Genomic DNA, 13,368 nt, shown 5'->3' with positions numbered 1-13,368 from the left:
GTGGCGGGGCGAACCGGGTGATCCGCCGATACCGCCATGACGGCCCCATGTTGAACAATTAAGACAGGTTTATGACAATTGCTCGGTTTCGGGCTGGTTCGGCGCCTCGCTGTCCGCGTCCGGTGGGGGACTGACGGCCTGCGGATCGGGTTCGGCCAGCGGAATCCGCACCACGACCCGCGTCCCTTTGCCGACCTCGCTGGTGATGTCGAGCCGTCCGCGGTGGCGTTCCACAATATGCTTGACGATCGCAAGGCCCAGACCCGTCCCGCCCGAGGCGCGGCTGCGACCGGGATCGGTGCGGTAGAAGCGCCGGGTGAGGTGCGGGATCTGTTCGGGCGCAATGCCTTCCCCTTGATCCTCGACCGCGATTCGGGCCAGATCGCCCTGCGCCAGATCGAGCGTCACTGCGACCGGCGTATCGGGCGCGCCGTATTTCAGGGCGTTGTCGACCAGATTGCGCACCACCTGTTCAAGCTGTTGCAGATCGCCCAGCACGACCGGCTCGTCGGCGATGTCGAGCGTGAGGCGCTCGATCCGGTTCGGCCCGGCCGCATCGCGCGCCGCCCGTTCGACCAGCGAAGCCAGGTCAATCCTTTCGGTCGGCAGATCATGCTTTTCCGCCTCGACCCGGCTGAGGCTCATCAGGTCGCTGACCAGCGCGTGGAGCCGCTGGGCCTCACGCTCGATGATGCCGAGAAACTTCTGCGCGGTGGGCGTGTCGAGCTTGCCTTCGCCTTCCTGCAAGGTTTCGACATAGCCGAGTATCGCGGCGAGCGGCGTGCGCAATTCGTGGCTGGCGTTGGCGACGAAATCGGTGTGGGCGCGGCTGATGTCGGCCTCGGCGGTCTGGTTGATGAACTCCAGCATCGCCAGCCGGTCGTCGATCATCTGGCGGTTGATCTGCCAGATATCCCCGCGCCGGACGAGACCGCGCACGATCGCCTCGCCGTGGCTCTTGCCGCCCAGCAGGCTGATCGCCTCGGGCTGACGCAGGCCGACCCGGGCGTCCTGACCGATGATGTGTGGGCCAAGCACCCGGCGCGCCGCACGGTTGGCGATGGCAATGGTGTTGCGTTCGGTGATGATCAGCGGGGTCGAGGTGTCCTCGATCAGATCGCGGATCGAATCGAGCGACAGGCGCTGCTTGATCTTGGCCTTGGGCGGTTCGGGCGGACGACCGGCGGCGACCAGCAGCGATCCGACCCACACCGTCAGCACCGCGAGGGCAATCACGACATCGGTGCCCAGCGACAGCAATGCGACAAAGGTAACGCCCGCAAGGCTGATGCCGGCGATGGGGATGTTCTGGCCGCTGCCCATGGCCAAGCGCCTTAATGCGATGCGCGGGGCGAGGGAAGGCGCAGGCCGTCCTTGTCATAAAAATCAGCCGCGCAAAGGGGACGGCAGCCATGTCAGAGGGGCAATGCCACGAAAAAGGGCGGCGAGGCCTAAGCCTGCCGCCCTTGTTACGCATCCGAATGGTGACCCGTACGGGAATCGAACCCGTGTTTCAGCCGTGAAAGGGCCGCGTCCTAACCGCTAGACGAACGGGCCACGTCCGGTGCGGAAGCGCGCCAATAGGGGGGTGTTTCGGAGTGGTCAAGCCTGACATCGCCCCCTTGCTGCAAAAATTTTTCCGTCCGCCCGATCAATCGGCGAACGCGGCGTCCTCCAGCTGCAATTCGGCCGCCGGGCGGTTGCCCCAATCGTCGATCTTCGCGCGGCCCGCCAGGTGAAAGCGGCGGCCCTGATGGCGGTGGAGCAGGGTCTGACCCATCTCGCTCTCGCCTGCGCGGAAGGCGATCGCCTTGAAGCTCCTGCCGTCATTGCCCGCCGCGATGATCCGCACGTGATCCTTCCCGACGATATCCGCCTTGATGATCCGCACCGGCCCCACGGCAATGCGCGGCGCAGGCCAGCCGACGCCGTAGGGGCCGGCCGCCTCCAGCGTTTCGACCAGTTCGGGGGTGAGCCCGCCGGGGGCCAATGCCAGATCGAGCAGCATCGCCGCCCCGGCGCGCGCGCGCTCGACGTCGCGGGCAAGGCGGGTGTCGAGGAACTCGGCAAAGTCGGCCAGCCGCGCAGGTGCAATCGTAAGCCCGGCTGCCATTGCGTGGCCGCCCCCTGCGACCAGCAGGCCGGCCTCGCGCGCGGCGATGATCGCAGCGCCGAGGTCAACCCCGCTGATCGAGCGCCCCGAGCCCTTGCCCTGTGTTTCGTCGAGCGCGATCACCACGGCGGGCTTGCCGGTCTTCTCCTTGATCCGGCCCGCGACAATGCCGATCACCCCGGGATGCCAGCCGTGCCCCGAGAGCACCTGCACCGCCATATTGTGCTGGCCTGCCAGCTGCGCTTCAGCCGCCTCCTGCACCTCGGCCTCGATGGCGCGGCGTTCCTCGTTGAGCTGGGAGAGCTGGGCGGCGATGGCACGCGCCTCCTCCGGGTCGGTGGTGGTGAGCAGGCGCACGCCCAGCGTCGATTCGCCGATTCGCCCCCCGGCATTGATGCGCGGCCCCAGGGCAAAACCGAGGTCGCTGCATTGCGGCGCGCGGGTGAGGCGGCTTGCGTCCATCAGCGCGGCCATCCCGATCCGCTCGCGCCGGGCGAGGATTTTCAGCCCCTGCGCCACGAAGGCGCGGTTGAGGCCGTGGAGCGCGGCGACGTCAGCCACCGTCCCGAGCGCGACCAGATCGAGCAGGCCCATCAGTTCCGGCTCGCGCCGCCCGTCGGCAAACCAACCCCGCCCGCGCAACGTGCGCACGAGCGCCACGCCGAGCAGGAAGGCAACGCCGACGGCGGCAAGGTGCCCGTGGCTCGCCCCAAGGTCGCTCTCGTCAAGACGGTTGGGATTGACCAGCGCGGCGGCGGGGGGAAGTTCAGGCGCGCACTTGTGGTGATCGACGACGATCACATCGACCCCGGCGGCGCGGGCCATGCCCAGCGCCTCGTGGGCCATCGCGCCGCAATCGACCGTGACGATCAGCTGCGATCCGCTCTCGGCCAGCCGCACCAGCGCCTCGCCCGAGGGGCCGTAGCCTTCGAGCAGGCGGTCGGGGATGTAATAGCCTGCGTCGAGCCCCAGCTGGCGCAGCAGTTCGACCAGCAGCGCAGCGCTGGTGGCGCCGTCGACGTCGTAGTCGCCATAGATCGTCACCCGCTCCTGCGCGATCACTGCGGCAGCCAGTCGCTCGGCAGCGGTGTCCATGTCGCGGAAGACGGACGGGTCAGGCAGAAAGGCGCGCAAGGTGGGCTGGGCGTGACGGGGCAGGTCATCCTGAGCGACGCCGCGGGTCAGCAGCAGCTGATCGAGGATCGAGTGGCCAAGGCCATGCACATCCTCGCCCAGCTCCATGTTCCCGCCCCGCCAGCGCCAGGCCTTGCCTGACAGGGAGGCGGAAACGCCAAGAACCGGCGCCAAGCCGGGTGGGGGCAGGGGGGTGGTGGCCATGGCCCGTCGATAGCGCAAAGCCGCTGCAACCGACAGGTGCGCGCGGTTGACAATCGACAGCTGCAAGGGCCAGCCTTGCGCCATGTCGTCTGCCGCGCCCCGTCTGCTGATCCTGTGGCACAGCCGCACCGGCGCTGCGGCCGCCATGGCGCGCGCTGCGGCCGAGGGTGCAGGCGAGGCCGCCTGGTTGGTGGCGGCCGAGGATGCGGTGCCCGCGATGCTGCTGGCAGCCGGCGGCTATCTGTTCTGCTGTCCCGAAAACCTCGGCAGCATGAGCGGGCTGATGAAGGAGATGTTCGACCGCTGCTACTATCCGGCTCTCGGCCAGATCGAGGGGCGACCCTATGCGACCCTGATCGCGGCAGGATCGGACGGGGCAGGGGCCGAACGTCAGATCGACCGGATCGTGACGGGCTGGCGTCTTCGCCGCGTTGCCGATCCGCTGATCGTGAACCTTTCCGCCCAAACCCCAGAGGCCATTGCCGCACCCAAACAGGTGCCTGCCGCCCTGCTCGATCAGTGCCGGGAATTGGGGGCAGGATTTGCCGAAGGACTGCGGATCGGGGTGTTCTAGCGATTGCTCCGAATTGGGACAGGCTTGCGGTTTGGGGACTCGACGATGGCCGGCAAACAGGCCAAAGTTGGCGCGCACAACAAAAATGTGGCGGGCATAAATCGAGGGGGTCTCGAAGATTTCACAGTCGCAGCGCGCTCAAGTTGCTGAGCTGCATCTGCTGTTTGCCGCGGGCAGACGGCCTGATCGTGCTGCGGTGCGCGCGGCGCTGGCGCGCTTGCCCCTTGGCGCCGTCAGCCATGATCCCGATCCGTCTGCCCTTTCCGATGATGAAGCGCTGTGGGCGGGGCAGTTGCACTGGATCGAATTGCTGCGCGACGGTTTGACCTTCGATCTCAGCGGACTTGCCCCGGGCCCGGCCAGCGCCTTCCCCGCACTGGAGCACCGCTTCGACCTGCCAGCGCTTCCCACTGCGGCCGAATATGAGGCGATGACCTTGCGGCCGGGCCCGCATCTCGCATCCGCTGGTGCAAGCCTGCCCGTCAATCGGACGATGCTGATGCTGGCGTGCGATCTGGTGCGACAGTTCGAGGATCTGGGCGCGGTGGTCTGGAGCCCGGCAGGCAGCGCGATCGGCCGACGTTTCTTTGAAAGCGTGACCAGTGCATGGATCGAAGGCGGCCCGTTCCCGGCACTCGGCCTGACCGCCTTCACGGCAGCACCGGACGGCGCGCTGCAAAGCGTCGGGCTCGGCTTCTGGATCGGTCAGGAACTCAGGATCGAGCCGCCTCTCAGCCACGACCGCGTGGCAGCGACGCGGCTTGGGATCCGGATCATCAACCATCTGGTGATCGGCGGGCCGCTCGATCACGACGACCATATCGTCGCGCCCGATGGCACCCGCCTGGTGCTGCGTCCTGCGCGGGAGCGGGCCACGATCAGCGTCTGGCGTGAATAGATGCCGAACTGGGGTCGCACAGCCAGCCTGACTGTTATCGCGTTCCGCTCGGTCAATGCGCCGGGTTCGGCGGCTTATGACCCCGGTTTGCAGCGCCATCACCTGCTGCCCCGGCAATTGCTCTCGCAGCGCTGCTTTGGGGCCATGTTTGCCCATCTCGGGCGGGTTCGCGTCGGGTTTGACGACTTCCGCCGCAATGGCCTGCTGCTGCCCGCCACCGAAGCGGCCACGATCCGCACCGGGATGCCGCTCCACCGCGGGCCGCACCGGCGCTATAACGAGGTCGTGATCGCCCGCGTCGGCCGGATTGAGGTCAGCTGGGCCAACACCCGCCGCCATGACGAGCAAGCCGCGCTGGCCGATGCCCTGCTGCGTCTCGAACTGCTGCAAGGCGCCCTGCGCCGCCGCCTGCTGGCCGAGCGCCGGCGGGTCGTGCTCAACCGCAAGGACCCGCTCGGCACCGGCTTCGACTTCACCGAGCTCGACGCGATGGCCGAAGCTCTGTGGATGGCCGAGTAGGCCTTACTCCGCAGCTTCCGCCATCGCCGCCCATGCGGTGTAGCCGGAATTGGCGGCGAGGCGCGCCTTGGCCTCGTGATATTCGCGCTCGAACCGGGCGACGAGGTCTTCCACGGTGCCCACTTCCTTGATCGTCCCGATCCCCTGGCCCGAACCCCAGATGTCCTTCCACGCCTTGGCCTTGGTGTTGCCGCCGCTGCCGAAGTTCATCTTGCTGGGATCGCTTTCGGGCAGGTTGTCGGGGTCCATCCCCGCTGCCTCGATCGAGGAGCGCAGGTAATTGCCATGCACCCCGGTGAAGAGGTTGGTGTAGACGATCCCTTCCGAGGAACCTTCGACGATGCCGTTCTTGTAGCCATCGGTCGCATTGGCTTCCTTGGTGGCGATGAAGGCGCTGCCGCAATAGGCGAAATCGGCGCGCAGGGCTTGGGCGGCGAGGATCGAGGCACCGTGACCGATGGCCCCCGACAGCGCCACCGGCCCATCGAACCAGGCGCGGATTTCCTGCATCAGCGCGAAGGGCGAGAGCGCACCGGCATGGCCGCCTGCCCCTGCCGCCACCGGGATCAGGCCCGTCGCGCCCTTTTCGATCGCCTTCATCGCAAAGCGGTTGTTGATCACGTCATGCATCGTGATCCCGCCCCAATTGCGCACCGCGGTATAGATGTCCTCGCGCGCGCCCAGCGAGGTAATGATCATCGGCACCTGCCACTTGGCGCAGGTCGCCATGTCGGCATCGACGCGGTCGTTGGTCTTGTGGACGATCTGGTTGACCGCAAAGGGCGCCGCCGGGCGATCCGGGTTCGCGCGGTTGTGCGCGGCGAGTTCCTCGGTGATCTGGTGGAGCCATTCATCCAGCTGCGACTGCGGGCGCGCATTCAGCGCCGGAAAGCTGCCGATGATCCCCGCCTTGCACTGCGCGATCACAAGTTCGGGCCCGGAGACGATGAACAGCGGCGAGCCGATCAGCGGCAGGCGCAGGCGATCAAACGGGGCGGGAAGGGGCATCGGTTTCTCCTCAAAACGCTTTTGCGATCAACCCGCGTCTCTAGCGTGGGTTCCAAGGCTGCCAAGCGTGATTTTGATGGTGACGCAGCGTCAATCGAGCAGCTCAGGCGAGCACATCCTCGATCCCGTAGAACCGCGCCGCCGTGCCTGCGAACAGCGCTGCCTTCTCGTCAGCGCTGGCCGAACGGGCGAGGCGCTTGAAGGCGTTCCACAGCACCGCGTAATCCGCACCCCAGTAATCGACCGGGTAATTGCTCTCGAACATCGCGCGGCCCGCCCCGAAAGCCTCGATGCAGGTTTCGATATAGGGTCGCCACAGCGCGGCGAGGTGTTCGGAGGAATATCCGGCCGCCGGGCCTTCTTCGGGCAGCGCGCAAAAGGCCATCGCAAGGCCGCCGAGCTTGACCACCACGTTCTCGCATTCTGCCAGCGCGCGGATGTTGCGGCGCCATTCGTCAAAGCGTTCGTGAAGCCTGCCCTTGTAGCTGCCGATCCCGACCGGGGTGCCCACATGGTCGAGGCAGATCGGCTGATCGGGGAAGGCGCGCGCGAGATCGATCACGTCGGGCAATTGCGGTTCGAGCAGCCAGGCATCGAAGGTCATTCCGCGCTTGCCAAGCTCGGCAAACCCTTCGCGGAAGGTGGCATCGCGGTAGAGGCCTTGCGCGTGGTGGAACGGCGGACCGAGCACGCCCGGATCGGCGTCCCACGCGGCGGCGTGGCGGATGCCGCGGAAGCGGGTGGAGGCCGCTTGCAGCGCGTCCAGAACCTCGCCTGCCGCAGCCCCGAGGGTCAGATCGGCGTGGCCGACGATCCCGGCGCAATAGCGTGCCGGGCCATAGAGCCCGCTCGCCGATTGCGCCGCGACGCCATTGACGAATTCGACCTCGCCCACGTTCTTCAGCGCATCGCCATAGGCCCCGTTATAGAAGGCGCCGCACTCCATATAGACCGTGCCGATGATGTTGTGACCGGTGGTCAGGTGCGCGTGCAGCTGGTCGAAGGTGTAATAGGCATTGGGCACGATCGCGCTGATGAAGGGGTGGTGCGGCTCCGGGAACATTCCGACCAGCGGACGCAGATCCCACAGGTGATGGTGGGGATCGATGATGGGCAGATCGGGGTCGATGATCGCTTCGGTCATGCTCTCTCCTGTTTGCGTCGCGGGGCGGTTGTTCAGCCTCCAGAAATCTCCGCTACCCTTGTCTGTGCCGCGTTCGCCGCCTTGGCAAGTGACGGCGCGCGCGAGTGATAAATTGGGGGGTCGGGGATGCGCAGGATTGGTCTGTCAGGCGTAATGGGCGCAGCGCTGCTGTTGGGGCTCGGCGGCTGCACGGTGAAGCAATACATGGGCATCTCGGCCCGCACGCCGGTGACGCCGCAGGAACAGGCGCGGCTTGATGCTGCGCTGGCCGCGGTGCCGGCTAAGGGCAAGGCTGGCGGCTGCCCTTGGCGCGGCGCTGACGGGGTGGTCACCAATATCGCCTGCGATGCCATGCCTTTGCCGCAGCTCGCTCAGCTTGCCGGGATGGATCACAAGCCCGCGCTGCTTGAACTCGGTATCCGCTTCGAGGAAGGGCGCGGGGTGCCGCAGGATTGGGACAAGGCAGAACTCGCCTATCGCCGCGCGGCGTGGCAGAACTCCTACATCGCTGGCCAACAGGTCGCCGGGGTGGGCAGCCTGCAGCGTCCGATGGAGCCGATCATGGTGCCGGGCGCAGCGGGGCTGGAAAGCGCCGAAGTTCGTCTTGCCAATCTGCGCGCGCGCAAGAAGGCGCTCTAATCGATCAGGCCCACCGCAAGGTGCGCCCACACGGTCAGGAACAGCAGAACGGCAAGGATGATCCCGCCGATCCGCCAGCGCGGCGCATCGAGGAAGTGTATCGCTGCCTCGATCGCGCCGCACAGCAGCGCGAGCAGCAGCGCCATCGCCGCGAAGTCCTCAGCGCCCCACTGGGCCTCGCCCATCATCGTTCCGAGCGCCGGAAAGGCGAGCAGCATCGCCGCGCCGATCCACAGCTTGGGATGAAAGGTGAAACGCGATCGGGGTGTTGCCGCGCCGGGGGTGTCGGTGTTCATCAGGGCATCCCTCCCAAGATGCATTGGCCTGCCAAGAAGCCTTTTGGCATTTCCCGCATAACGTGCCACGCATTGCGCGGCGGGGAAAGAGGCAAGCGAGGAGGGCGTGATGGGGCTGCGCGACTGGTACGAGGCGAACGTCATGCCGCGGCTGATCACCTGTGCGTGCTCGCAGGGACAGGTGATGAAACGCCGCGCCGCGGTGGTGCCGAGGGCGCGCGGCGACGTGTTCGAGCTGGGCTGCGGGGGCGGGATCAATCACGAATTCTACGATGCCCGCGCGATCACCTCCTATGCCGGGATCGACCCGCATGAGGGGCTGCTCGATGCCACGCGCGCTGCGGCGCGGGCGAAGGGCTGGGCGGCCGACCTCAGGCAGGGGCGGGGCGAGGCGATTCCGTTCGCCGATGCCAGCTTTGACTGCGTGGTGTGCACCTTCACCTTGTGCTCGGTCGATGATCCCACGCAGGTGATGCGCGAGCTGCGCCGGATCCTGCGCCCCGGCGGGCAAGCCCTGTTCCTAGAACATGGCCGTGCGCCCGACGCTGGCGTGCGCGGGTGGCAGGAGCGGGTCGAGCCCTTGTGGAAACGGCTTGCGGGTGGCTGCCATCTGACCCGGCCCATTGCCAGCGCGCTGACCGGAGCAGGCTTTGCCGTCGAGACCTTGGGGCAGGGCTACACCCCCAAGGCGCCGCGCTTTGCCGGATGGATGGAGTGGGGGGTGGCGCGCAAGGCGGGCGCGTGATCAGCCGAGCGGCGCAGGCGGCAATTCGCCTGCCTCGACCCGCCGCAGCAGCTCCGTTGCAACCGGCATTCCGGGCGAAAGACTGAGCGCCTTGCCGAGCCATTCGCGCATCGCAGCGCCCTCGCTTTCGCCCTTGCCGCTTTTGGCGATGAGCCGCGCATAGCCGAAGCATCCCATCGCCAGCCCATCCTCGCAGGCCGCGCGGTAGGCGCCCGCGGCGCGCTGCCATTGCCGGCTGACCGGGGCATCCCTGTCGGGGTGGGCGGCAATCGCGCTGCCGGGAACCATGGGGCACACGAAGCCCGGATCATCGTCGCAGGCAAGATGATAGAGCGCCGATCCGCGCACGCGGTTGGTCGCAAAGCCGAAGCCGTGGTCGTAATGCCACGCGAGGTTCTGGCAGCTGTCACGATCCATCCGTTCGCACCCGAGCAACAGCGCCGCATTGGCGGCGGCCGGATCATCGCCGAGGCTCGCCTCAAGGTGGATATCGTAAAGGCTGGCGAGACCGAAGCAGACCGAGCCGGAACCGTCGAGGCAGGCCTGGCGCAGGCTATCGAGCGCGGCCTTGTCGCCTTTTGCTGCTTCGCGCGCGAGGTGGAGGCTGAGATTGCGGCAGCTGACCTGCGTGCCGAGTTTGCAGGCGCGGGCGTAGAAGGCAGTGCCCGCTGTGACTTGGGCCGGGGTCACGCTGCCGGTGCCCTCCTCGGCGGCGCGCAATTCCTCGCGGGCGAGATTGTGGCAGGCCGCACCTATCCCGCCATCGCAGGCGCGGGCCATCAGGGCGAGGTAGCGCGCCGCATCGGGTGCGACCCCTTCGCCGTCGCGGTAGACGATGCCGACTTCGAAGCAGTCGCGCATCGATCCCGCATCGCAGCCCTGTTGCCAAAGCGTGCGGGCAGTGTCGTAGTCGCCGCTGCGATAGGCTGCCATGGCTGGGCCTTCGTCGGTCTGTGCGGACTGCGACGAGGCCAAGGCAGGTGAGGCAAGCCCGGGCAGGGCGAATGCAATCAGGGCAGCGGCCAGCGCGATCAGCGACCGCACGGCGCGCTGCCCCTTGTGCATCTTACTCGCCGAAAGTGCGCTGCCACCAGCCGCGGCGCGGCTTGGCCTCGGCATCGGGAGCGGCATCGGCAGACGGCGCCGCTTCAGCTGCCGGTTCTGCGGCAGCAGGAGCGGGCTCGCTGACCTCGGCGGTCGCAGCAGGCTCGGCCTCGGCGACCTTGGCCTTGCGGGGCGCACGCTTGCGCTTGGGCTTTTCAGCCGGAGCCTCTTCGGCAGCTTCTGCCGGGACTTCCGCCTCGGCAGGTGCCTCTGCCTGTGCCGCAGCAGCTTCCGCTTCGGCGGCGAGCATGGCCTTGGTCTTGCGCGGGGCGCGCTTGCGCTTGGGCTTTTCGGCCGGGGCTTCGGCTTCTGCGTCAGCCGCGGCGTCCGTTTCGGCAGCCGCTTCGGGTTCGGCGGGCGCTTCGACCGGCGCAGGCAGTTCGGTGTCGCCTTCGCCATCGGAGGCCGCGTCGGCATCGCCGGTCAGGGCTTCGCCGTCGCTGTCCTGCCCGTCGCCATCACCGCCTTCGCGGCGCTTGCGACCACGACCGCCGCGGCGGCGGCGCTTTTTCGGACGGCCTTCGCCGCCATCCTCGTCATTGGCAGGCGCGGCATTGTCCGCCGCATCGTCAGCCTCATCGCCGCCTTCTTCGTCAGATGCGCCCTCGGAGCCTTCGCCCTCGACGCCATCTTCACGGTCGCGGTTGCGGCCACGGCCACCCCGACGACGACGACGCTTCTTCTTGCGCCCACCTTCGTCGTCACTGTCGCTCCGTTCGCGGCGCGGCTGACGCGGCTCGCGCGCCTCGGGCTCTTCTTCGGCGTAATCGTCCTCTTCCTCGGGCAGATCATCATCGTCGTCATCGACGATCGGCTCGAACTTGGGCGCATGAACCGGGCGCGGGCCGGCGCTGGAGACCGTCATCTTCGCGCCTTCGTCCTCGCCCTCGGGCACGACTTCGACGCTGACGCCGTAACGCTGCTCGATCTCGACGAGGTCGGCGCGCTTTTCGTTGAGGAGGTAGATCGCTGCCTCAGTGCTCGCGGCGAGACGGATCTGCGTGCCCTTGCCCTTGGCCGCCTCGTCCTCGATCAGACGCAGCGCCGAAAGGCCCGCCGACGATGCCGTGCGCACCAGCCCCGTGCCATCGCAATGCGGGCAGGGGCGGGTGGTGGCTTCGAGCACGCCGGTGCGCAGTCGCTGGCGGCTCATCTCCATCAGACCGAAGGAGCTGATGCGGCCGACCTGAATACGCGCGCGATCATTCTTGAGCGCGTCCTTCATCGCCTTCTCGACCTTGCGGACGTTGGAGGGGTACTCCATGTCGATGAAGTCGATCACGACAAGGCCCGCCATGTCGCGCAGGCGCAGCTGGCGGGCGATTTCCTTGGCGGCTTCGAGGTTGGTGTGGAGCGCGGTCGCCTCGATCCCGTGCTCCTTGGTGGAGCGGCCGGAGTTGATGTCGATCGACACCAGCGCTTCGGTCGGGTTGATGATGAGATAGCCGCCGCTCTTGAGCTGCACCATCGGATCATACATCGCGCGCAGCTGGTCTTCCGCGCCATAGCGCTGGAACAGCGGCACGGGATCGGAATAGGCCTTCACCCGCCGAGCGTGGCTGGGCATGAGGAGCTTCATGAAGGCCTTGGCCGACTTGTAGCCTTCCTCGCCCTCGACGACGACTTCCTCGATTTCCTTATTGTAGATGTCGCGGATCGCGCGCTTGATGAGGTCGCTGTCCGAATGGATCAGCGCGGGCGCGACCGAAGCCAGCGTCTTCTCGCGGATCTCGTCCCACACGCGGGCGAGGTAATCGAAGTCGCGCTTGATCTCGGGCTTGGTGCGGCTCATGCCGGCGGTGCGCACGATTAGGCCCATGGTCTTGGGCAGCTTGAGGTCGGACACCATGTCCTTCAGGCGCTTGCGATCGCTGGTGGAGCTGATCTTGCGGCTGATCCCGCCGCCGTGCGACGAGTTGGGCATCAGCACGGTGTAGCGGCCCGCGAGGCTCAGGTAGGTGGTCAGCGCCGCGCCCTTGTTGCCGCGCTCTTCCTTGACGACCTGCACCAGCAGCACCTGACGGCGCTGGATCACGTCCTGGATCTTGTAGCGGCGGCGCAGCGCCATACGCTTGGCGCGAACTTCGTCTACCTGCTTGGCGCGGCTGCGGCCGCCCTTGCTGTCACCCTTGCCCTGACGGCGGCGACCACGGCCACGGCCGCGACGTTCCTCGCCACCTTCGGTGTCTTCGGCGGCTTCTTCGCCGTTCTCGTCGTCCGAGCTGTCTTCTTCGTCCGATGCGCCGCCTTCGATGGTGGCGACATCGTCCTTGTCGGAGGTGTCGACTTCCTCGACGCCGTTTTCGGCAAAGTCTTCGGCGAGCGCTTCGCCGCTATTGTCCTCGGCGTCATATTCGGCGCCCGGCGAGATGCCCTCGTCTTCCTCTTCGGCGCGCAGGCGTTCTTCTTCCTCGGCGGCCTCGGCCTCTTCGGCGAGCAGCGCGTCGCGATCCGCCTTGGGGATCTGGTAGTAATCGGGGTGGATTTCGCTGAAGGCGAGGAAGCCGTGGCGATTGCCGCCAAAGTCGACGAAAGCCGCCTGCAGCGAGGGTTCGACCCGGGTTACTTTCGCAAGATAGATATTGCCCTTGATCTGCTTGTGTTCGGCAGATTCAAAGTCGAATTCCTCAATCCGGTTGCCTTGCAGAACCGCCACCCGGGTTTCTTCCGGGTGGCGCGCATCGATAAGCATGCGCGTTGCCATTGAAATGTCTCCATGCGCCCGGCCTTGCCCACAAGGGGGCATGAAGGGGGCGCGCATATTGTGGTGAACCGGCGAGGCGCTGGGCTGAGCCGGAAGGGATAATCGCGCTTGCGCCGCACAAGGCGGTCAGCGCGAAGCTCGTGTCTGCAGTGGCGAACGTGCGGCCAAGCGCCGCGTCTTGACCCGAAAGAGCACGCGAGCGCGAAGCGCGCTCCATGCTCGTCGATCGGGAAAAACGTGTCGTCACTGCATCAACCTGTCTTGAGCCGGGGGCGAGAGAGAAAAG

Annotated in this window: 12 protein-coding genes and 1 tRNA gene; 5 read left to right on the top strand and 8 right to left on the bottom strand. The window is 67.0% G+C overall.

Annotated features, from left to right (window positions below; translation table 11 throughout):
• Nucleotides 1-69: 69 nt before the first annotated feature.
• The 3 genes from PS060_RS14630 to recJ form a co-directional block, all read right to left on the bottom strand.
• Nucleotides 70-1,323 carry a sensor histidine kinase gene (locus PS060_RS14630; protein ID WP_273984177.1) on the bottom strand — a complete coding sequence of 418 codons (1,254 nt, stop codon included), beginning with the start codon at nt 1,321-1,323 and terminating at the stop codon, nt 70-72.
• A 159-nt stretch (nt 1,324-1,482) separates the two neighbouring features.
• A tRNA-Glu gene (locus PS060_RS14625) sits at nt 1,483-1,557 on the bottom strand.
• Nucleotides 1,558-1,651: 94 nt separating this feature from the next.
• Nucleotides 1,652-3,451 (bottom strand): single-stranded-DNA-specific exonuclease RecJ, encoded by a 1,800-nt coding sequence (recJ, locus tag PS060_RS14620; RefSeq protein ID WP_273984175.1) that lies wholly within the window; start codon nt 3,449-3,451, stop codon nt 1,652-1,654.
• A gap of 82 nt (nt 3,452-3,533) precedes the next feature.
• Between recJ and PS060_RS14615 the strand changes: the two genes are divergently transcribed.
• From PS060_RS14615 to PS060_RS14605, 3 genes are all read left to right on the top strand, one after another.
• Nucleotides 3,534-4,025, top strand: coding sequence for a flavodoxin family protein (locus PS060_RS14615; RefSeq protein ID WP_273984173.1), 492 nt, complete (start codon nt 3,534-3,536; stop codon nt 4,023-4,025).
• Nucleotides 4,026-4,221: 196 nt separating this feature from the next.
• The gene (locus tag PS060_RS14610; protein ID WP_273984172.1) at nt 4,222-4,923 is read left to right on the top strand and encodes a hypothetical protein; all 702 of its coding nucleotides are present in this window, start codon (nt 4,222-4,224) and stop codon (nt 4,921-4,923) included.
• Nucleotides 4,924-5,442 (top strand): AHH domain-containing protein, encoded by a 519-nt coding sequence (locus PS060_RS14605; RefSeq protein ID WP_273984171.1) that lies wholly within the window; start codon nt 4,924-4,926, stop codon nt 5,440-5,442.
• A 3-nt stretch (nt 5,443-5,445) separates the two neighbouring features.
• Here the strand turns inward: PS060_RS14605 and PS060_RS14600 are convergent, their stop codons facing one another.
• Together PS060_RS14600 and PS060_RS14595 are read right to left on the bottom strand one after the other, a co-directional pair.
• Nucleotides 5,446-6,450, bottom strand: a complete 1,005-nt coding sequence (locus tag PS060_RS14600) for an NAD(P)H-dependent flavin oxidoreductase (protein WP_273984169.1) — start codon at nt 6,448-6,450, stop codon at nt 5,446-5,448.
• 103 nt (nt 6,451-6,553) lie between these two features.
• On the bottom strand, nt 6,554-7,594 hold the full coding sequence (locus tag PS060_RS14595) for an amidohydrolase family protein (protein ID WP_273984167.1): 1,041 nt from the start codon (nt 7,592-7,594) through the stop codon (nt 6,554-6,556).
• Between the two features lie 126 nt (nt 7,595-7,720).
• Here PS060_RS14595 and PS060_RS14590 point away from each other — a divergent pair, with 126 nt between their 5' ends.
• Nucleotides 7,721-8,233 (top strand): SEL1-like repeat protein, encoded by a 513-nt coding sequence (locus tag PS060_RS14590; RefSeq protein WP_273984164.1) that lies wholly within the window; start codon nt 7,721-7,723, stop codon nt 8,231-8,233.
• On the opposite strand, the gene PS060_RS14585 is transcribed toward PS060_RS14590, so the two are convergent.
• Nucleotides 8,230-8,529 carry a hypothetical protein gene (locus tag PS060_RS14585; protein ID WP_273984162.1) on the bottom strand — a complete coding sequence of 100 codons (300 nt, stop codon included), beginning with the start codon at nt 8,527-8,529 and terminating at the stop codon, nt 8,230-8,232. The genes PS060_RS14590 and PS060_RS14585 overlap by 4 nt on opposite strands.
• 109 nt (nt 8,530-8,638) lie before the next feature.
• On the opposite strand from PS060_RS14585, the gene PS060_RS14580 reads away from it, so the two are divergent.
• Nucleotides 8,639-9,274: a class I SAM-dependent methyltransferase gene (locus PS060_RS14580; protein WP_273984159.1), complete on the top strand. Its 636-nt coding sequence runs from the start codon at nt 8,639-8,641 to the stop codon at nt 9,272-9,274.
• Here the strand turns inward: PS060_RS14580 and PS060_RS14575 are convergent, their stop codons facing one another.
• Together PS060_RS14575 and PS060_RS14570 are read right to left on the bottom strand one after the other, a co-directional pair.
• Complete coding sequence (locus tag PS060_RS14575) at nt 9,275-10,339, bottom strand: tetratricopeptide repeat protein (protein WP_273984157.1); 1,065 nt, start codon at nt 10,337-10,339, stop codon at nt 9,275-9,277.
• A 1-nt stretch (nt 10,340) separates the two neighbouring features.
• A complete protein-coding gene (locus PS060_RS14570) occupies nt 10,341-13,082 on the bottom strand; it encodes an Rne/Rng family ribonuclease (protein ID WP_273984155.1) in 2,742 nt (913 codons plus the stop codon).
• Nucleotides 13,083-13,368 lie beyond the last annotated feature (286 nt).

This window comes from Erythrobacter sp. BLCC-B19 (genome assembly GCF_028621955.1).
In the GTDB taxonomy this organism is placed as follows: Bacteria; Pseudomonadota; Alphaproteobacteria; order Sphingomonadales; family Sphingomonadaceae; genus Erythrobacter.
This window is presented reverse-complemented; position numbering and strand designations above follow the sequence as displayed.